At 73.7% G+C, this 18,940-nt stretch carries 20 protein-coding genes; 4 read left to right on the top strand and 16 right to left on the bottom strand.

Translation table 11 applies throughout. The features are described 5' to 3' along the window. Positions 1-75: 75 nt before the first annotated feature. From ACLJPY_RS18345 to ACLJPY_RS18355, 3 genes are all read right to left on the bottom strand, one after another. Positions 76-495 (bottom strand): DUF6292 family protein, encoded by a 420-nt coding sequence (locus ACLJPY_RS18345; RefSeq protein ID WP_410589963.1) that lies wholly within the window; start codon positions 493-495, stop codon positions 76-78. Between the two features lie 263 nt (positions 496-758). Then, entirely contained in the window at positions 759-1,679 is a 921-nt protein-coding gene (ligD, locus tag ACLJPY_RS18350) for a non-homologous end-joining DNA ligase (RefSeq protein WP_410589965.1), read from the bottom strand. A 9-nt stretch (positions 1,680-1,688) separates the two neighbouring features. Beyond that, entirely contained in the window at positions 1,689-2,435 is a 747-nt protein-coding gene (locus ACLJPY_RS18355; protein WP_410589966.1) for an ANTAR domain-containing protein, read from the bottom strand. Between the two features lie 105 nt (positions 2,436-2,540). Between ACLJPY_RS18355 and ACLJPY_RS18360 the strand changes: the two genes are divergently transcribed. Together ACLJPY_RS18360 and ACLJPY_RS18365 are read left to right on the top strand one after the other, a co-directional pair. Further along, a complete protein-coding gene (locus tag ACLJPY_RS18360; RefSeq protein WP_410589967.1) occupies positions 2,541-3,278 on the top strand; it encodes an ANTAR domain-containing protein in 738 nt (245 codons plus the stop codon). 4 nt (positions 3,279-3,282) lie between these two features. Continuing rightward, positions 3,283-4,680, top strand: a complete 1,398-nt coding sequence (locus ACLJPY_RS18365; protein ID WP_410589969.1) for a PP2C family protein-serine/threonine phosphatase — start codon at positions 3,283-3,285, stop codon at positions 4,678-4,680. Positions 4,681-4,766: 86 nt separating this feature from the next. Here ACLJPY_RS18365 and ACLJPY_RS18370 read toward each other — a convergent pair whose 3' ends face one another. Next, a complete protein-coding gene (locus ACLJPY_RS18370) occupies positions 4,767-5,162 on the bottom strand; it encodes an STAS domain-containing protein (RefSeq protein WP_410589971.1) in 396 nt (131 codons plus the stop codon). 100 nt (positions 5,163-5,262) lie between these two features. Next, complete coding sequence (locus ACLJPY_RS18375; protein ID WP_410589972.1) at positions 5,263-6,039, bottom strand: ANTAR domain-containing protein; 777 nt, start codon at positions 6,037-6,039, stop codon at positions 5,263-5,265. 308 nt (positions 6,040-6,347) lie between these two features. Here ACLJPY_RS18375 and ACLJPY_RS18380 point away from each other — a divergent pair, with 308 nt between their 5' ends. Further along, positions 6,348-7,289, top strand: a complete 942-nt coding sequence (locus ACLJPY_RS18380; RefSeq protein ID WP_410589974.1) for a PfkB family carbohydrate kinase — start codon at positions 6,348-6,350, stop codon at positions 7,287-7,289. 3 nt (positions 7,290-7,292) lie between these two features. On the opposite strand, the gene ligD (ACLJPY_RS18385) is transcribed toward ACLJPY_RS18380, so the two are convergent. The 6 genes from ligD (ACLJPY_RS18385) to ACLJPY_RS18410 form a co-directional block, all read right to left on the bottom strand. Then, entirely contained in the window at positions 7,293-8,873 is a 1,581-nt protein-coding gene (ligD, locus tag ACLJPY_RS18385; RefSeq protein WP_410589976.1) for a non-homologous end-joining DNA ligase, read from the bottom strand. 17 nt (positions 8,874-8,890) lie between these two features. Continuing rightward, positions 8,891-9,025: a hypothetical protein gene (locus tag ACLJPY_RS18390; protein WP_410589977.1), complete on the bottom strand. Its 135-nt coding sequence runs from the start codon at positions 9,023-9,025 to the stop codon at positions 8,891-8,893. A gap of 2 nt (positions 9,026-9,027) precedes the next feature. Next, complete coding sequence (locus ACLJPY_RS18395) at positions 9,028-9,582, bottom strand: hemerythrin domain-containing protein (protein ID WP_410589979.1); 555 nt, start codon at positions 9,580-9,582, stop codon at positions 9,028-9,030. Positions 9,583-9,643: 61 nt separating this feature from the next. Further along, on the bottom strand, positions 9,644-9,820 hold the full coding sequence (locus tag ACLJPY_RS18400) for a hypothetical protein (protein WP_410589980.1): 177 nt from the start codon (positions 9,818-9,820) through the stop codon (positions 9,644-9,646). Beyond that, positions 9,820-10,008 (bottom strand): hypothetical protein, encoded by a 189-nt coding sequence (locus ACLJPY_RS18405; RefSeq protein ID WP_410589982.1) that lies wholly within the window; start codon positions 10,006-10,008, stop codon positions 9,820-9,822. Before ACLJPY_RS18405 ends, ACLJPY_RS18400 begins: the two co-directional genes overlap by 1 nt. 313 nt (positions 10,009-10,321) lie before the next feature. Then, complete coding sequence (locus ACLJPY_RS18410; RefSeq protein ID WP_410589983.1) at positions 10,322-11,881, bottom strand: alpha-amylase family glycosyl hydrolase; 1,560 nt, start codon at positions 11,879-11,881, stop codon at positions 10,322-10,324. A 25-nt stretch (positions 11,882-11,906) separates the two neighbouring features. Between ACLJPY_RS18410 and ACLJPY_RS18415 the strand changes: the two genes are divergently transcribed. Further along, complete coding sequence (locus ACLJPY_RS18415; RefSeq protein ID WP_410589985.1) at positions 11,907-12,701, top strand: class I SAM-dependent methyltransferase; 795 nt, start codon at positions 11,907-11,909, stop codon at positions 12,699-12,701. Between the two features lie 137 nt (positions 12,702-12,838). Here the strand turns inward: ACLJPY_RS18415 and ACLJPY_RS18420 are convergent, their stop codons facing one another. From ACLJPY_RS18420 to ACLJPY_RS18440, 5 genes are read right to left on the bottom strand one after another with little or no spacing between them, the layout of a single operon-like run. Continuing rightward, complete coding sequence (locus ACLJPY_RS18420; RefSeq protein ID WP_410589986.1) at positions 12,839-13,198, bottom strand: hypothetical protein; 360 nt, start codon at positions 13,196-13,198, stop codon at positions 12,839-12,841. An 8-nt stretch (positions 13,199-13,206) separates the two neighbouring features. Further along, positions 13,207-16,665: a WXG100 family type VII secretion target gene (locus ACLJPY_RS18425; protein WP_410589987.1), complete on the bottom strand. Its 3,459-nt coding sequence runs from the start codon at positions 16,663-16,665 to the stop codon at positions 13,207-13,209. Continuing rightward, positions 16,665-16,982, bottom strand: a complete 318-nt coding sequence (locus tag ACLJPY_RS18430; RefSeq protein WP_410589989.1) for a hypothetical protein — start codon at positions 16,980-16,982, stop codon at positions 16,665-16,667. Before ACLJPY_RS18430 ends, ACLJPY_RS18425 begins: the two co-directional genes overlap by 1 nt. Then, complete coding sequence (locus ACLJPY_RS18435) at positions 16,979-17,254, bottom strand: acyl carrier protein (RefSeq protein WP_410589990.1); 276 nt, start codon at positions 17,252-17,254, stop codon at positions 16,979-16,981. The genes ACLJPY_RS18430 and ACLJPY_RS18435 overlap by 4 nt, the downstream gene beginning before the upstream one ends. Further along, the gene (locus tag ACLJPY_RS18440) at positions 17,235-18,875 is read right to left on the bottom strand and encodes a fatty acyl-AMP ligase (RefSeq protein WP_410589992.1); all 1,641 of its coding nucleotides are present in this window, start codon (positions 18,873-18,875) and stop codon (positions 17,235-17,237) included. The genes ACLJPY_RS18435 and ACLJPY_RS18440 overlap by 20 nt, the downstream gene beginning before the upstream one ends. Positions 18,876-18,940 lie beyond the last annotated feature (65 nt).

Consider the following 18,940-nt stretch of genomic DNA (forward strand, 5'->3'; position numbering starts at 1 on the left):
GGCGGCGAGTCCGCCGGGAACACCGTCGTAGACCGCTTGCCGGGACGGCGCCTCCCGAGACTCCACTGTGGACGGTCAGCCCACCGGCAGCATCGCCAGCAGCTCCTGGTGACGCCCGGCGCGCCGCAGCACCGGCGAGCCGGGGCAGTCCGGCTCGCCGGCTCCGGCCCGCAGGGCCGTCAGGAAGCGCACGACCTCGTCCGGCGGCGGCAGGACGTCCTCGCCGCCGAGGTAGGACAGCACGATCATGTCCTCGCCGCACGCCGCCTCCACCGCGGCCGCCCAGCCGTGCACCTCGTCCCAGAGCAGCGCCACGTCGCGCTCGGGGAACCGGCGCAGCCGCCAGTCGACCGCCAGGTACGCCGAAACCGGGACGTCGACGTCCACGGTGCACGATTCCAGGCCGAAGCCGAGTGCGCGCGCCACCTCGCCCAGATACGCGCGCAGCCCGCGCTGGAACCAGAATTCGAGATCGGCGTCGATCAGGCCGGACACCCGTTTCCCTTCGCTATGTTCGACAAGACCGGCATCGGCCGCCACGTCATTGTCTTTCGCCACCGCGACGGCTGTCGCGCTTCGTGCGTAAACCGTACCGACTTCCCGGACTTCGGCCCACCACCGGACATCCGCCGCCGCGGACCGTGCAGGGACACGCTCGTCTGCACGTGCAATAATCCACTGTGGACGATCAAATCCGCAGGTGAAGACGTTTTCGCGCAATTCGCCGGAATCCCCGGCGAAAACGGGGTGGCCGAAGTTCAGCCGAACGCAGGAATGGGCACCCGGGTGCGTTCCAGATCCGCGAAAAGGTCGCCGGACTCCTCGACGCGCGTCAGCACCTGGTCCGCGGTGAACCTCAGGTGCGTGATATGCCGGCAGGCGCGGACCTCGTCCCACGTGACCGGAGTGGACACCGTCGGCTCGTCGCGCCCGCGCAGCGAGTACGGCGCCACCGTGGTCTTGAACGGGTTGTTCTGGCTCCAGTCGATGAACACCTTGCCCGGCCGCAGGTTCTTCGTCATCCGCGCCACGACGAGGTCCGGCGTCTGGGCGGCGAGCCGGCCGGCCAGCGCTTTCGCGTACCGCGACGGCGCACCGGCGTCGGTGGTCCGCACGCCCGCGTACAACTGCATGCCCTTCGAGCCGCTCGTCTTCGCCACCGGGGTGAAGCCGTCCTCGACGAGGACGTCGTACAGCCGCTCGGCGACGCGGCAGCAGTCGACCACCGTCGCGCCGGGCCCCGGGTCGAGGTCGAACACGAGCCGGTCCGGGGTGCCGCGCTCGTCGCCGGGCCCGACCGTCCACTGGTGGACGTGCAGTTCGAGCGCGGCGAGGTTGGCCGCCCAGACGAGCTCGGGCAGGTCGTTGATCAGCGGGTACGCGACGATCTCGGGCTCCTTGCCGCGGCCGCCGACGGCCAGGCGCGCGGTGCGGACCCAGTCCGGGGCGTGGCGGGAGACGTCCTTCTCGAAGAACGAGTTCCCGGTGACCCCCTCGGGGAACCGCACGAACGTCATCGCCCGGTCGCGGACGTGCGGCAGCAGCACCGGCGCGATCCGCGTGTAGTAGTCGAGCACCTCGCCCTTGGTGACGCCGGGCCGGGGGTAGAGCACCTTTTCGAGGTTCGAGAGCGTCAGCTGCCGTTCGCCGACCTGCACCGTGATCCGGCTCCCCGCCACGGTCCCACGTTACCGCGGCGGGACGTGCCCCGAGACGACCCGCTCGACGAACCGCCCGGCGAGGTCGCGCAGTTTCGTGTTCTCCCGCTGCGACTGCTCCACCAGGATGGCGAAGGCGTCGTCCGCGCCGACCTGGCGGATCGCCATCAGCATGCCCTTGGCCTGGTCGATGACCGCGCGGGAGGTCAGCGCCGTCCGGAGGTGCTCGGCCTTCTCGCGAGCCCGCAGGTAGCGGTGGTGGACGCGCAGGATCGTCTCCACCGCGGCCGTGTAGAGCTCCAGCAGCTGCGCGTCGACCTCCTCGAACCCGTCGTCCTGCCGTCCGTAGCAGTTGATCGCGGCGGAGAACTGCTCGTCGGCCACCAAGGGGGCGGCGAGGAAGCTCCCGAAGCCCGCTTGCCGCGCCGCTCCGGCGAACCCGGGCCAGTTCTCGAACGCTCCGGTCACCGTGGTGCGGACGATCTCGCCGCTCCGGATCGCGTCCAGGCACGGTCCTGCGCCGATCCGGTACTGCACGTCGTCGAGCCCCGCCACCACGGCACCGGTGGCGGTTGCCGTGTGCGGGACCTCCCCGGTCACCAGGGTGACCGACGCCTCGTCGACGCCGGGGACGGCGCGGCGCACCTGCAGGCACACGTGCTGCAGCAGACTCCGGACGTCGTCCTCCTCGCGCAGGACCGCGTTGAGGGCTTCCAGCGCCCGGGTGACCTCGTCGAACAGCGGCAACGCCGGCGCGGTGGGGTCCGGCCGTTCCATGGGTGCTCCTCCCGCTCGGGCGCGACGGGCCCCCGGGTACCCACTCCCCGCCCGTTCCATGTCCGCCGACGTTTGCCGGTGACCGCGAGTTGGTAATCAGCGGCCATGTCGTCGGAAGAGGCCGCGCCGCGCGAGCTGCCGCTGGACGGTGAGCTCGCCGGGGTCGCCGCCCGGATGTCCGGGCTGCTGCTGTCGCGCGAAACCGTGGAGTCGGTGCTCGAGCTGATCGTTTCGCTGGCGAACGCGACGATCACCGCGGCGGCGGGCGTGGGGGTGACCCTGGTCGACGCCGACGGCGGGTTCGTCACGACGACCGCGTCGGGCCCGCTCGTGCGCGAGGCCGACGAACTGCAGTACGAGCTCGGCGAAGGCCCCTGCATGGCGGCACTGGCCGGGTGTTCGCCGCAGCGGATCGACGACGTCACCACCGAACGGCGCTGGACCCGGTGGTGCGCGGCGGTCGCCGGCTCGGGCCTGCGCTCGGTCGTCACCGCGCCGATGGTCACCGACGACGGCTGCCAGGGCGCCATCAAGGTCTACGCGACGGCACCCGCGGCGTTCGGGCCCGTCGACGAGCGGGCGCTGGTGACGTTCGCCGACCGCGCCGCGGTCCTCGTCGCCAACGCCCGCGCGTACGAACGGGCCGGCCGGCTGAGCGAGCAGTTCAAGGAAACGCTCCGCGAGCGGGACCGGATCGCCATGGCGAAGGGCTTCCTCATGGGCCGCGACGGCCTCGGCGAGGAGGCCGCATTCGAGCGCCTGCTCTCGCTCGCCCGCGACGGCGGCACCAGCCCGGCCGAGACCGCCACGCGGCTCGTCGAGTCCGTGCCGCGGGAAGGCTGAGCGCATGCGTTTCCTGCCCGAGGACGAACAGCGGCGGATGATCGCCGCCTGCTTCGGCCGGAGCGACCTGTCGCTGGAACAGCTGTGGATGCGGTACTTCGCCCTCGGCGGCAGCCTCAGCCTGCTGGAGCTGGACGCCTACCTGAACGGGCTGGTCCCGCTCCCGCGCGTCGACCGGGACATGCTCGCCCACGCCGTCAACGAGCGGCTCGACGAGGTCGCCGGGCCGTCCCGGGCGCCCTACAGCCACTCGGTCAGCGACGCAAAGCCGTTGCACGGACCGCTGAAAGCCCTGGTCGACCTGCTCGAAGGGGCCCACCGCGCCCCGCCGGAGCGGCTCCCGGCCATCGTCGCCGACGCGGGCCGCGCGCTCGACCTGGACATCGGCGTCTACCTGGCCGACTACGACCAGCGCACGCTCGTGCCGCTGCGGGCCGGCGCGCCGTCGCTCGACATCGACACCACCCTCGGCGGCGACGTTTACCGCCACGCGGCGACCGTGACCCGCGACGGTACATTGTGGACGGTGCTGGTCGACGGCGTCGAACGGCTCGGGGTGCTCGAGATCGTCCCGGACGGCGACGCCGACCCGGACGACCCGGCGTTGCGCGAGCAGTGCCGCTGGCTGTCCGCGCTGCTCGGGCACCTGGTCACCATCACCACCCAGTACGGCGACGGCCTCGACCGCCGTCGCCGGACCCGCCGCCGCGGCTCCCCCGCCGAACTGCTGTGGCAGAGCCTGCCGCCGATGACCGCGGCCACCGAGAGCGTCGTCGTGGGCCTCAGCGTCCAGCCGGCGTACGAGCTCTGCGGCACGGTGTTCGACTACGCCCTCTCGGAGGAGCGGGCGCAGCTGGCGATGTTCGACGCGGGCGAGCGCACCCGCGGCGCGAACACGGCCGTCGTGAGCGCCCTGGCCGCCTACCGCGCCGCCCGCCACGGCGGAGCCTCCCTCGGCGAGCAGTTCGCCGCCGTCGGCGCCGAGCTCGACGGCCGTCCGGCCGTCGGCGGCGTGGTCGCCGAACTGGACCTGCGCACGGGTTCGCTCCGGCTGCTGGCCGCCGGGCAGCCCACGACGCAGGTGGTGTGCCGCGGCGAAGCGTTGCCGGTCACCGGGGCCACCGCCCCGCGGTTCGCCGCGGCGGACGGACCGCCACCGGTCACGGAGGTCCGGCTCGAATCGGGCGACCTGCTGGTCCTGTGCTCACGCGGGATCACCGAAACCACGGACGGCACCGGGAAGCCGTTCGGCCGGGCGCGGATGACCGGCCACCTGAGCCGGGACGCGGGCGACCTGCCGCCGGAGATCGCCCGCCGGCTCACCCACGCGGTCCTGGCCCACGGCGGCGGCGAGTTCCGGCAGGACGCCGGGGTGCTGATCGCCCGCTGGATCTCACGCTGAGGGAAGATTCCCGCGCGGGTCGCCGGTCGGCCACGGCATAGGGTGTCGTGGCTGCGCCGCCGCAGCCACACACGTGCCGACCGCGCTCAACACGCGGTGTCGTGCACCTCGGCCGCCAGCAGCTCGCGCAGCGCGTCCGACAACGACGCGAACATCGGCACCACCGCCGCCAGCCCCGTGATCCGGAACAACCGCGCCAGGGTCCGGCTGTTCGCCACCACCCCGAACCGCCGTCCCGCGGCGCCGGCCCGTTCGGCCGCCGCGGCCAGTGCCCGCGCGCCCGCCAAGCCGACGAAGGCCACCTGGGTCAGGTCGACCACCGTCGTCCCGGGTGGAGCCGCGCCCAGCTCGCGCTCGAGGATCGGCAGGGTGAGCGCGTCGATTTCGCCGGTGAACTTCAGCACGAGGAAACCGGGGCGGTACTCCGTCCGGCGCGCGATCAGCGGCGCGGACCGGGTGGGGACCGGAAAGGTGGGGGACACGGGTTCGGTTGGCCTTCCGCGCCGGCCGGGCCGGCGACGCAGTCACGTGATCAAGGACGGGGTCTTGATACCCAAACGCCCCGTCCGGAAACGCCCTCCTTCAGGGCGAGGCGCTCGAGAAGGCCGACCAGAGCCGTTCCGCGGCGTGGTGCGCCGGCGCACCCGGCCGGATCTCGCGCCGGCCGTCCTGCGGGATCGCCGCCTGGCCGCCGAGGTACTCGACGAGGGCGACCGCCAGCTCGCGGACCTTGACGTTGAACTCCTGGCTGGCGCGGCGCAGGGTCTGCCAGGCCTCCTCCGGCGGGCACCGCCGGACCGCCATGATCGCGCCCTTGGCCTGCTCGATGGCGGCGCGGGAAGCCAGCAGGTCCAGCATCTGGTCCGGGTCGCCCGCGGTGGCGGTTTCGGCGACGACCAGCGTCATCTCGGTGAGTTTCGCGTACCGCCGCAGGACGTCGAGGGTTTCGCCGTCCGGCGCCCGGTCGAGGCTGACCGACAGCACGAACGCCCCGTCCTCGTCCCAGAACCCGGGCAGCGCCACGGCGCCGCGGATCGCCTCGGTCGCCGCCCCGCCGTCGAACACGGTCTCGCGGGTCAGGTCCGGCCAGCGCGCGTCGCCGAAGAGGCGGTCCGTGGTGACCGGCTCGCCGGTGGCGTCCGCGACGATGACCGGCCCGCCGTGCGCGAGCTGGGCGGGGATCAGCTGCTCGGCGACGCCGGCGGCGGCGAGCACCCGCAGCGGCCGGTCACCGCGGCTGACCGTCAGGCCCGCGCCGAGGCAGCCGGGCAGCTCGCCGGCGACGCGCTCGAGCAGCGCCTCCAGCAATTCGGCCAGCGGTCTCCAGCGATCCGCCGCGTTCATGAGTGTCTCGGTCACCGAACCTCCACCGGTCTTGGTCCCCTTGATTTACCGCAAGCCGCCGGACTCCGCCTCCGACGGAGCCCCGGTTTGTGGGACCGGACACGCGGAAGACCCGACGGACACCGCCGTCCGGGCGAGCCCGATCACCCGGTCGGCCCCGGCCGCGTTCGAGGTGCTCCCGGCCCCTTCGGGGGCCGCGTGGGAACCCTTGACGCGCCCGCTTCAGGCGAACCACAGGACCCGAACGAGCGGTTTACCCCTCGGCGAGCCCCGGGTAGCCGCTCGGTGAGCCGAGGAGGCGCCATGACCCACCGGTGGTCCCCATGATGTTCAGCGAAGTCGTCGTCGCCGGGCAAATCGCCCGCGACCTGGTGATCGAGGTCCCGGACGCGCCCGGTGCCGACTCGTCGGCGCCGGTGAAGCACCGGCAAGAGCTGCTCGGCGGCAAGGGCGCGAACCAGGCCGTGGCGCTGAGCCAGCTCGGCGTGTCGGTGTCGCTGGTCGGCGTGGTCGGCCGCGACCGCAGCGGAGACGCGCTCCTCGCCCAGGCCCGGGCCGACCGGATCGGCACCTCGCACGTCATCCGGCGGCCGGGCACCGAGACGGCGCTGCTCGTGGACGTCGTCGACGACGACGGCCGCCGCCGCTACCTCGAGCACGTCCCGGAGGGCACGCTGCTCACCGAGAACGACGTCTTCGCCGCGTCGGCACCGATCTCGGCCGCGGCCTCGCTGATCGTGCAGCTCCAGCAGCCCGCTCCGGTGGCGTTGCTGGCGGCACGGCTGGCGCACACGGCGGGCACCCGGGTCGTGCTGGACGGCGCACCGGAGTCCGACACGCTGACGGCGGACCTGCTCGCCCTCGCCGACGTCGTGCGCGCCGACGGCCACGAAGCCGAGCTCCTCACCGGGCAGCCGGTCGACGACGTCGCCTCCGCCGCCCGCGCCGCGGCGGACCTGCGGCAGCGCGGGCCGTCCCTGGTCGTGCTGGAGGTGTCCGGGCAGGGCAACCTGTTCGCCGGGCCGGAGGGCACCTGGTTCGTGCCGGACGTCCCGACCGAGGTCGTCGACCCCACCGGCGCCGGTGACGCGCTCGTCGCCACCCTGACCGCGGCGCTGACCCGCCGCCGCCCGCTGGAGATGGCGGCGAGCCTGGCCGTGGCGGCCGCCGCGGCGACCACCGAGCACGCGGGCGGGCGCCCGAACCTGTCCCGCGCCGAACTCGACCGGCTGCAACCGCGGGAGCTGGAGACCGTCGAGGCCTGAGGCCTACAGGCCCGGCAGCTTCTGCTCGAGCCCCAGCAGCACCGAGAACGGATCGCCGCGGTCGGCCAGGCGGGCCGGGACGTCGCGGATCGTCCACCGGTCCGGCGCCAGGCCCGGGTCCTCGAGCTCGTCCCACTCCAGCGGCACCGAGACCGGGGCGCCGGGGCGCGGGCGGACGCTGTAGGGCGCGACCAGGGTCTTGTTCAGCACGTTCTGCGTGTAGTCCAGCCGGGCCCGGCCGCGGCGCTTGTCCTTCGTCCAGGCCCAGCTGACGAGGTCGGGCAGCACCCGCCCGATCGTCTTGGACACCGTCTCCGCCCAGGTGCGGGTCTGCTCGAAGGTGCAGCGCGGGGCGATCGGCACCCACACCTGGATCCCGCGCTGCCCGGTGACCTTGGGCCGCCCGGTCAGGCCGAGGTGCTCCAGCGCGGTGCGGTGCAGCCGCGCGAGGTCGAGGACCTCTTCGAACGTCGTCTGCGGGCCCGGGTCGATGTCGAACAGCACCCACGTCGGGTGGTCGACGTCGGCGGCGCGGGAGGTCCAGGCGTGCAGCTCCAGCGCGCCGTAGTTGGCCAGCCAGGCCAGCGTGGCGACGCTGTCGGCCACGACGTACCGCTGGCTCTCCCCCGGCTCGGCGCGTTCGTTGCGCCAGGTGGTCAGCCAATCCGGTGCGTGCTGCGGGACCTCCTTCTGCCAGAAGCCCGGCTCGGTGACGCCCTGCGGGAACCGGTGGGTGTTGAGCGGGCGGCCGGCCAGGTACGGCAGCATGACCGGGCCCGCGGTGACGTAGTACCGGATGAGGTCCCGTTTCGTGACCGGCTCGCCGCCTTCGACGGCCGGGAAGAGCACCTTGTCCAGGTTGGTCAGGGCCAGTTCGCGGCCGGCCACCGACCAGCGGCCCTTGACGCCCAGGTCGTCGAGGGCCGCGAGCTCGTCCTCGGTCGGGGCCTGCCACCCGCCGACGGGCTCCTCCGCTTCGGCGGCGGGCCGGTCGCCGTGCCAGAGGGCGTCGGGGGCGGCGGCGACCTCGTCGTTGGTGCGGCCGCTCTTCACCGAGCGCGGGTGGTCTTCGGCGTCCCAGCCGGCCTGCGCGTGCTCGTCCTGCTTGTGCAGGAGGAACCACTGGTCCTTCTCGCCGCGCTTGGTCCGGACCAGCACGAACCGCCCGGCCAGCTTCTCACCTTCGAGGTCGAAGTGCAGCGTCCCGGCCTCGATCGCGCGGGCCGGATCGGGCTCGACCGGCCGCCACACGCCGCGGTCCCAGACGATGACGTCCCCGCCGCCGTACTCGCCGCGCGGGATCACGCCCTCGAAGCCGGCGTACTCGATGGGGTGATCTTCGACGTGCACGGCCAGCCGGCGGGCCTTCGGGTCCAGCGTGGGTCCCTTGGGCACCGCCCAGCTGACCAGCACGCCGTCCAGCTCGAGGCGGAAGTCGTAGTGCAGCCGCCGCGCGCGGTGCCGCTGCACCACGTACCGGTGCCCGTCCGCGTCCGCCGCCGCCCCGCCGGCCGGCTCGGCGGTGCGGCCGAAGTCGCGCATCTCCTGGTAACGCCGCAGTTTGCGGGCCGGGTCTGCTGCCATGCCGGTGGAGTACCCACTCAGTCCGGCGACGACCAGGGCGGGTTCTTCCGCGCGAGCTCCTGGTATTCGGCGACTTCCTGCGGGGTCGGGTCGGTGCCCGCCTCCTCGGCGAACTCCTCCGGGTCCGTGACGTCGTCGTCGGGTTCGGTCACGGTCAGCCTCCCAGCGCGCCGCGGATGAGGTCGCGCGCCCGGTCCATGATCGCCGCCGGCGCGCCCAGCAGCAGGTTCGCCTTCGCGCTCTCCACCCCCGGGTGCGGACGCGTCGGCCCGACGGCTTCGGCCACCTTGGCGGTCGCGGCCATCGCGCGCAGCCGCTCCGGCGGCCGGTGCGCCCGCAGCAGCGGGAACTCCTCGCGCTCTTCGTGTTCGGCGTGGGCGAGCACGTCTTCGCGCAGCTGGACGAGCAGCGTGTCGAACCCGTCGGCCTCCGGGCCCATCTTCTGCAGGGTGGTCAGCAGTTCCTTCGCCCGGTGCTCCTCGCCCAGCCGCGCCTCGACGACCGGCTTCGCCGCGGGCTCGAGGTCGCGGATCTCCGGGTGCACGACCAGTTCCTCGGCCGTCTCGTGCACGGCCAGCAGCCGCACGAGGTCGTGGAACAGCTCCGGCCGCCGGTCGCTTTCCGCGGTCTCCAGCTCGGCGAACAGCTCGCGGATCTCGCGGTGCTGGCGCTCCAGCAACTCGATGACGTCCTCTTCGTTCTCCGCCATGGACGGCTTCCTCCTCGGTCTGGTCCTCCGGTCGGAAGCGGCGTTCCCCGTCGCGGACGGGTTACTCGTCGCGACGCCCGACTGTGAGCCAGAGCGCGCCCGCGGCGGCGACGGCCAGCCCGGCGACGGTCCACCAGGACCACCAGCCGAAGAAGGCGACGACCAGCCCGACGGCGAGCAGCACACCCCCGCCGATCGAGGCGGTGTCCTGGTCGCCGGCCCCCGCGGTGATCGCCATCAGCCCATCCTCCCGTCGACGGCGGCCACGACGAGCGCGGCGCAGCGCGCCACGGTCACCCCTCTGTCCTTGGCCATGGAGACCAGGGCGGCCTGCGCGGCGGACCGGCTGAGTCCCTGCGCGGCAAGGACTTCCATGGCGAGGCCGACGACATCGGTGGCGGGCGGGGTGGCGGTGCGCACGGGCATCGGAAGACCTCCGGGGCGGGACGGCGGCGAAACGAACGCGACCGGATACCCCGCCGCACCGCGTTTCACACCCCCTACCGAACCCGGTGGAGTGACACGGGTTCAACTCCCGACGAGCCTTCTTGTTCGGGCACCGCCCCCGCCGCGCACGCGGTCGGCACCCCGGCGGGTCGCTCGGCTTCCCGCGAGTCCTCCCGCAGCGACGGGCGCGGAGCGCCCGCACGGATTTCTTGACCCGCGACGGCATGCCACGCCTTCAACCCGCCGCGCGCCCACACGACAGCGACATCCCCGGTCAGCGCTCAACTCCCGCTCACTCCGTGGCGAGCCACACCGCGGTGTCCGGCGGCACGCGGCCGTCGTCGAGCGGGCCGCTCGCCAGCAGCACCCGCGTCCCGGCAGGCAGGTCGCACGGCTCCCCCGCCACGTTCACCACGCAGCCGAACCCCGGCGGGCGCGTGAACGACAGCACTCCTCCCGGCGCGGGTGACCACGTCATCGTCCCGTCGCCGAGCGCCGGGTGCTGCCGCCGCACCGCGAGTGCCGCCCGGTACAGGGCGAGCATCGACCCCGGGTCGTCCGCCTGCGCCGCAGCCGTCAGCGTTCGCCACTCCGCGGGCTGCGGCAGCCACGTCGGCGTTCCTTCGGCGGTGAACCCGAACGGGGGTTGCGTGCCCGACCACGGCAGCGGCACCCGGCAGCCGTCGCGGCCGCGGCGGGTGTGGCCGGAACGCTCCCACGTCGGGTCCGCCAGCACCTCCTCCGGCAGGTCCTCGACCTCCGCCAAGCCCAGTTCTTCGCCCTGGTACAGGTACGCGCCCCCGGGCAGCGCGAGCATCAGCAGCACCGCCGCCCGGGCGCGCCGCGTCCCGAGCGAGCCGCCGCCGAAGCGGGTCACGTGCCGGACCACGTCGTGGTTGGACAGCACCCACGTCGCCGGCGCGCCGACCGCGTGGAGCGCCTCGATGGTCCGGTCGATCACCTCGCGCAGGGCGGCGGCGTCCCAGGCGCAGCGCAGGAAGTCGAAGTTGAACGCCGTGTGCAGCTCGTCCGGGCGGACGTACCGCGCGAGCCGGTCGGGGCGGTCGACCCACGCTTCGGCGACGAACACCCGGTCCGGCCCGAACTCCGCCGCGACCCGCCGCCACGACCGGTAGACCTCGTGCACGCCGTCGCGGTCCCAGTGCGGGTGGCGGCTGCGGTCGGGCGGCCGCACGATCTCCTCGTCGTCGGCGCCGAGGTCGGGGAACGCCGGGTCCTTGAGCAGGCCGTGGGCGACGTCGATGCGGACGCCGTCGACCCCGCGGGCGAACCAGAACCGCAGCACGTCCTCGAAGTCGGCCCGGACCTCGGGGTGCGTCCAGTTCAGGTCCGGCTGTTCGGGGGCGAACAGGTGCAGGTACCACTCGCCGTCCGGCACCCGCGTCCAAGCCGGGCCACCGAAGACGCTGCGCCAGTCGTTCGGCGGCCGGTCGCCGCGGCCGGGCCGGAAGTGGTAGCGCGCGCGTTCCGGCGAGCCCGGGCCGGCGGCGAGCGCCGCCCGGAACCAGCGGTGCCGGTCGGAGGTGTGGTTGGGGACGACGTCGATCACGACGCGCAGCCCGAGCCGGTGCGCCTCGGCGACCAGCGCGACGGCGTCGGCGTCGGTGCCGAACAGCGGGTCCACGGACCGGTGGTCCTCGACGTCGTACCCGCCGTCGACCATCGGCGAGCGGTACCACGGCGTGGTCCACACGGCGTCGACCCCGAGTTCGGCGAGGTGGCCGAGGCGGGCGCGGAGCCCGGCGAGGTCCCCGGTGCCGTCGCCGTCGGAGTCGGCGAAGCTGCGGACGTAGACCTCGTAAACCACGGCGTCGCGCCACCAGTCCTCCATGCTTTCGAGTATCTAGGCTGGGACCGTGACCGACGCGTGGGAATGGGATCCGTCCCTCTATTCGGGCAGTGCGCGGTACTACGCACGGGGGCGCGCGGCCTATCCGCCGGAGCTCGCCACGGCCTTCGCCGCCGAGCTGGGTCTGGACGGAACGGGACGGCTGCTCGACGTCGGCTGCGGACCGGGATCGCTGACGCTGCTGCTGGCCGGGCGGTTCGAGGAGGCGATCGGGCTCGACGCCGACGGCGACATGCTCGCCGAGGCCGCCCGGCTCGCGGCGGAAGCCGGCACCGGGAACTGCCGGTGGGTGCACCGGCGTGCGGAGGACCTGCCCGCCGGACTGGGGCGGTTCCGGCTGATCACCTTCGCGCAGTCGTTCCACTGGTTCGACCGCCCCCGCGTCGCGGCCGCAGCGCGCGGCATGCTGGCGACCGGCGGGGTCTGCGCCCACGTCCACGCCTCGACGCACGAACTCGTGCACCCGGCGATCACCGAGCTGGTGCAGGAGTACCTCGGCCCGGTGCGCCGCGCGGGCCGAGGCACGCTGCCGGGCGGCACGGTGGGTGGCGAGGCCGCGATCTACCGGGCGGCGGGCTTCCACGGCCCGCGGCGGTTCGAGGTACCGGGCCGGGACGTGTCCCGCACGGTCGACGAGGTGGTCGCGGGGGTGTTCTCACTGTCGAGCTCGGCGCCGCACCTGTTCGGCGAGCGGCGGGCCGAGTTCGAGGCGGAACTGCGGCGACGGCTGGCGCCGGCGGAGACGTTCACGGCCCAGCTGCCCGGCATCGCCGTCGACCTGTGGGTCACCAAGGGTTGTTGAAGTCCTCGTCCTCCGCGGCGAAGGCCGACGCCGGCTCGGCGAGCGGCGCGGCGAGTTCGAGGCGGAGCTGCGGCGACGGCTGGCCCCGGCGGAGACGTTCACGGCCCGGCTGCCCGGCATCACCGTCGACCTGTGGTTCACCAGGGGTTGTTGAAGTCCTCGTCCTCCTCAACCGCCGCACGCGGCCGCCGGGCGGGCCGCGGTTCGTCCCGCACGGGCCGCGGCGCCGGCTCGAAGCCGGCGGTGTACTCCTCCGCGGCGAAGGCCGACGCCGGTTCGGATTGCGACCGGTCGGTGCTCCAGCCGGACTTCGTCTTGCGCTGGGCCATTTCGCGGACGTGCTGGACATACCGCTCGGCCGCCTGGACCTGCTTGGTCATGTACTCGTGGGACCGGGCCTTGATCTCCTCGCCCTGCTGTTCCCGCAGGGCACGGCGATCGGCCTGTTCGCGGACGAGACCGTCGAGCTCGGCCTTCATCCCGGCGATGTCGGTCATGCGTCCTCCTACCAGGTCCGGGTGGACGGCGGGTCTTCGTCGTCGAGGGAGCCGATGATCCGGCGGCCGGGCTCACCGAGGTTGTCGAAGACGGCGCCTTCGATCCGGTAGGCCGAGGAGCGGCGCTCGGTGTCGCCGCCACCGCCGCCGCCGTGGGCGCCGCCCATCGCCCCCATGCCGGGCATCCCGGACGCCGACGAGCCGGCGGAACCGGCCGCGCCGGGCGCAGCGGCGAACGCGGCCGCGGGCTGCGGCTGCGCGGGACCGGCGCCGGTGTGGGCACCGCCGGACACGGGTGTTTCCCCCAGCGCGGCCGGGTCTCCCGAGGAGAAGCCGCCGTGCGAGCCGCCGCCGAAGCCGGCCGCCGAGGGGATGGAGTGGGCGCCGCCGCCGGGGCCGCCGCCGTGGTGGGAACCGCCGCTGCCGTCGGTGCCGCCGGGGTGCGAGCCGCTGCCGCCGGGATGGGAGCCGTTGCCGCCGGCGTGCGATCCACCACTGCCGCCATGCGTTTCGGCCGCGGCGTCGTGGCCGGAGCCACCGTGCGAAGCCGCCGCAGCGTCGTGGCCAGAGCCGCCGCCGTGTGAACCCGCCGGACCGTCGTGACCCGAGCCGCCGTGGTGTGCGCCCGCCGCACCGTCGTGGCCGGAGCCGCCGCCGTGTGAACCCGCCGCAGCGTCGTGACCCGAGCCGCCGTGGTGCGAACCGGCCGCACCGTCGTGACCCGAGCCGCCGTGGGAGCCCGTCGCACCATCGTGGCCCGAGCCGCCGTGGGAAGCTGCGGTGCCGTCGTGCTGGAGGTCGCCGAGCGTGCCGCGGTGGGTCGGCAGGTCGTCGACCGGTTTGGCGGGGGTGTCGCCGAGCGCGCCGGCGGGCTTGTCGTCCTCGCCGAGGGTGTAGGTCGTCGGGGTGCCCTTGCCGTCGTCGACGGTCACCACCGTCGGGCCGTCCGGGCCGTCCGGCCGCTCGGCGGTGATCCGGAGGTCGCCGTCCTCGATGTGGATCTTGCCGTCCGGGCCGGGGCGGTACGTGTCGTCCGTCCCTTGTGGAGCATCGACGGGCTTGTCGCCGCCGGACCAGTCGAGCTTGAAGTCCTTCGGTTCGCCCGCTCCCTCGCCGACCTTGATGTCCATCTTGCCGTCGTGGTCCGGCTCGGTCATCTCGAAGGTCTTGTCGCCCTGCTTGACCTTGAGGACGTCCGGGTCGTCGTCGCCGTGGCCGTGGTCGCCGAGCAGGCCGTCGGGCTTGCCGTCGTGGTCGGCGTCGCCGCCGAGGCCGCCCGCGCCGGCCCCGGAATCCGTCTGGATACCCGGGCCGCCGAACTCCTTAAGCGCATCCGAAGCCTTCTTCTTCGCTTCCTCCGCGGCCTGCTCGGCCGCCGCCTTGCCGTCGTCACCGGTGCCCGAGCCCGGGTCGCCGCCCGAGCCGGAGCCGCCGCCCAGACCGCCCGCGCCGCCACCGGAATCCGTCTGGATACCCGGGCCGCTGAACTCCTTCAGCGCGTCCGCAGCCTTCTTCTTGGCCGCTTCGGCGGCCGCGGCGGCCGCGTCCTGCCCGCTGTCGGACGGCGGCGGCATCGAAGACGGTGACGTCCCCTCCGGGCCCGAGCCGCCCCCGGAACCCGAGCCGCCACCGGAACCCGAGCCCGAGCCGCCGCCCGAACCGAGGCCCGCTCCGGCGCCCGAATCCGTCTGGATACCCGGGCCGCTGAACTGCTTGAGGGCGTCCGCGGCCTTCTGCTTCGCCGCCTCGGCCTGTTGGGCCGCCTGCTGCTTGGCGGCCTCGGCAGCGGCCGCCTGATCGTCCTGGCCGCCCGACGAGCCGGAGCCGCCGCCCGCGGAGCCACCACCGGAACCACCGCTCGTGTCCGGGATGGGCGGCACCGAGCCACCGCCGCCGCCCGTGCCAGAGCCCGAGCCGCCTCCGGAGCCGGCGTCGCTCGGCAGGTCGGTTCCCGAGCCACCCCCGGACCCCGAGCCACCGCCGGAGCCACCGCCCGGCACGCCGGCCCCCGCAGTCGTCTCGGGAATCGGCGGCACCGAGCCGCCACCCCCGCCGGACCCCGAACCGCCGGACCCGGAGCCACCCGAACCAGAACCACCCGACCCCGAGCCCGAACCGCCCGAGCCGGAGCCGCCCGAACCCGAGCCGCCGCCCGACCCGGAGCCGCCGCCCGAACCACCCGAGCCGGACCCACCCGAACCGCCGCCCGAGCCACCCGCCGTGCCCGAACCCCCGGGACCGCCACCGGACCCACCGGCCGTACCGGAACCACCGGAACCGCCGGAACCGGACCCCCCGGGCGTCGAAGCGCCCTCGAACTCGTTCCGGATCCCGCCCATGACCTTGTCGAGCGCGTCGTACGCCTGGTCGACCAGGTCCTTCGTGTCCTTGCAGGTCTTCGCGAACCCCTGGTACAGCCGGTCCCACATGTCGGGGTTGAACTGGTTCTGGATCCACTGCTTGGCCAGGTCCTGGCCGTGCTTCTTGATCTCGTCGCCGTCGCAGCAGCCCTGGTCGTTGAGCGTCTTGACCAGGTTCGTGCCGAAGTTGAGGTCCATCCAGCCCGCGATCTGGGCCAGGTCCTGCTCGTTGCCGTGTTCGCCGTTGGCGACCGCGACGACCTTCTGCGCCATCGTGTAGTCGGCCTTGCCGACCAGGTCGGTGTACATGCCGATGACGGCGTCGGCCTTGCCCTTGCACAGCTGGAACACCGTCGTCGCGGTGTTCAGCGTCGCCTCGCTCGCGTTGCCGAGCGTCTGGGCGAGCTTGGCCGCCTTGGGCTGGATCTTGTCGTTGTAGGTGTCCGACGCCGCATCGGCACCCGCGCCGCTCCAGCTCTGGTACAGGGTCCCCAGCTGGGAGCCGGTGTCCTGCAGCGTCCGGTCGACCGTTTCCGCGCCGCGCTTGAAGTGCCCGGCGTCGGCGACGAAGTCCGCGAAGCTGATGCCGCGCTGCTCGTCGAACGGGGTGCGGATGTCCTTGTCGAGGTCGAGCGCGCGCGTGTTGCCGCGGCAGTCGTCCGGGATCTTCGCCAGCAGCGAACCGAACGTCTCGAACACCTTCAGCGCGGGCGCGGCGGCGTCGAAGATCTCGTCGGAGGTCTTGGTCCCGGCACTGCTGTCGGCCGCGGGCGGCTGGGTGTCGTCGAGCTTTTTCTTGCCGTCGTCGACGGCCTTCTTCTCCTGGTCCTCGTTGTAGCTGTTCTGGTCGCCGCTCGCCTTGGCCTTGTCGTAGGCCTCGTCGACCGACTGGCCGGCGAACAGCGGGTTCGCGTTGTAGGCGTTGGCGTACTTCTCGGCTTCCTGCCGCTTCTGCTTGATCTCGTCCGGTTCCTGGTCGGCCAGGAACGGCGGCGGTGGCGGGTTCTCGCGCAGCCAGCTGCTGATCAGCGCGCTCTTCTGCGCCGGCGGGACGCTCGGGTCGTCCAGGATCGCCTTGACGTCGGACCACTTCTTCTTGTCCGCCATCAGAGCGAGCCTCCGGCGTTCGTGATCGCGCCGGCCTGGTTGCCCTCGTTGGTGGCGTAGCTCGAGCCCGCCGTGCCGAGGTTCGTGCCGAACGAGCCGAGGGTGCTGCTGTAGCCGGAGACCGCGGCCCACAACGCCTGCGCGCCCGCGATGTACTTGGTGGCGTGCGTGCCGTGCGCCCGGCCGAACTTCTCCGCCGTCACCTGCGGTGCCTGCAGGTCCGGGTTGTCGTCCAGCAGGTGCTCCGCCAGGTCGCCGATGGTCTTGGCCGCCGCCGACAACGCCTCGGTCGTCGCGGTGTAGCCCCCGCCGCTCATTTCCGCGCCTCTCCTGAAGATCCGCGAGTCCCCATGGCTTCCGCCAGCACGTCGGCCACGGACCCCACGTCGGTGAACCGGTCGAGCCGGTCCAGGTCGATCGTCACGCCGTAGTAGATCTCCAGCGCCGCCAGCAGCTTGATGCGGCCTTTCGAGTCGATGCCCAGCTCCTCCAGGGGTGCGTCGGGCTCGACGAGAGCCGGGTCGAGCCGGAAGGTGTCGCAGACGACCTTCGTGACCTCGGCGCGGTGATCACCCACGGGAGTCACCATAACGTGCTTTGGCGGCCGACCGGGCGACCTTGCCGCTCGATGTGCGCGGGAGGCCACCGGAAGGGACCAGACGTACCGCCCGCAGGGTGAGCCCGTGTTCGCGCGACACCGCCCGCAGCACCGCGCGGGTCACCTCCCGGTCGTCGGCGTCGGCCCCGCGCACCCGCTCGGCCACCACCACCGCGCCCTCGCCGCCGGTGTCGGACACGCCGAACGCGGCGACGCGGTCGCGGCGGACCGCGGGGTGGGCTTCCGCGGCCGCCGCCTCGATGTCCTGCGGGTGGAAGTTGCGGCCGTCGATGACGATGAGGTCCTTGAGCCGTCCGGTGACGTACAGGTCACCGCGGTGCACGACGCCGAGGTCGCCGGTGCGCAGCCAGCCGTCGAGGCCGTCGAGGTGCGCACCGAACGCGGTGGCGTCGCCGCGGCCCCAGTAGCCGTCCGCGACGTTGGGGCCGTGCACCCAGATTTCGCCGACCAGGCCCTCGGGCTGCTCCCGGCCGTCTTCGACGATCCGGACGAGCTGCCCGACGGGACGGCCGACCGACACGAGCTCCTGCCCGCCGTCGGTCTCGACGGCCCGGCCCTGCGCGAGGAGCTCGCGGTCGAACACCGCGCTGCGCGGCCCGTCCTCGCCCGCGCTCGCGACGTAGACGGTGGCTTCGGCGAGCCCGTACGACGGCCGGTGCGCCGACCGCCGGAAGCCGCGGGGCCCGAAGACCTCGTGGAAGCGCTCGATCGTGCCCGGCCGGACCGGTTCGCTGCCGTTGAGCGCGACCCGCACGTCCGACAGGTCGAAGTCCTCGCCGGTGTCGGCGTCGGCCGCGAGGTCGTAGGCGAAGTTCGGCGCCGCGGTGAACACCGCGGGGTAGGCCGCCAGCTGCCGCAGCCACCGCACCGGCCGGTGCACGAACTCGGCCGGGGCCATGAACACCGACCGGCCGCCGGCGTGGACCGGCAGGCACAGCAGCTGGATGAGGCCCATGTCGTGGAAGAACGGGATCCACCCGGCGCAGGTGGTGCCCTCGTCGACGGCGTAGGCGAGACTGCCCTGCCAGCACGCGGCGACGATCGCGCGGTGCGGGATCACCGCGCCGGCCGGCTCGCGCGTCGAGCCGGAGGTGTACTGCAGGTAGGCCGGGGTGTCCGGCGTCACGGGCACCGGATCGGCGCCGGGCCCGGTCAGTTCGTCGACCACCACGACCGGCTCGTGCGCGGGCAGTTTCGCCGCGGCGGCCGCCGACGTCAGCCAGATCCGCGCGCCCGAGTCGGCCAGGACGCCGTCGAGCCGGCCGGCCTGCGCGGCGCTCGACGGCGCCATCAGCGGGACGGCCACCAGCCCGGCGGCCAGCGCGCCGAAGAACGCCAGCGGGTAGGCCAGTTCCTGGCCCGCGAGGATCGCGACGCGCTCCCCCGGCTCGGCCACGGCGCGCAGCTCGCCCGCGACCACGCGGACCCGGGCGGCGAACTCCGCCCACGTCCACGTGTGCTCGGCGCCGCGGGCATGGTCCTGGTGGGTGAACAGCGGCCGGTCGTCGTCCGCGCGGGCGAACAGCCGCTCGACGATCGACGTGCGCAACACGGCCGCGGGCACGGTCGCCGGCGCGGTCGGACGGGGCACGGTGGCAACCTACCGGCCCGCGCGAACCCGATTCACCGCCGGGGCGGGGCGCGGGTACGGTCGCA

The organism is Amycolatopsis sp. lyj-23 (assembly GCF_046549135.1).
In the GTDB taxonomy this organism is placed as follows: domain Bacteria; phylum Actinomycetota; class Actinomycetes; order Mycobacteriales; family Pseudonocardiaceae; genus Amycolatopsis.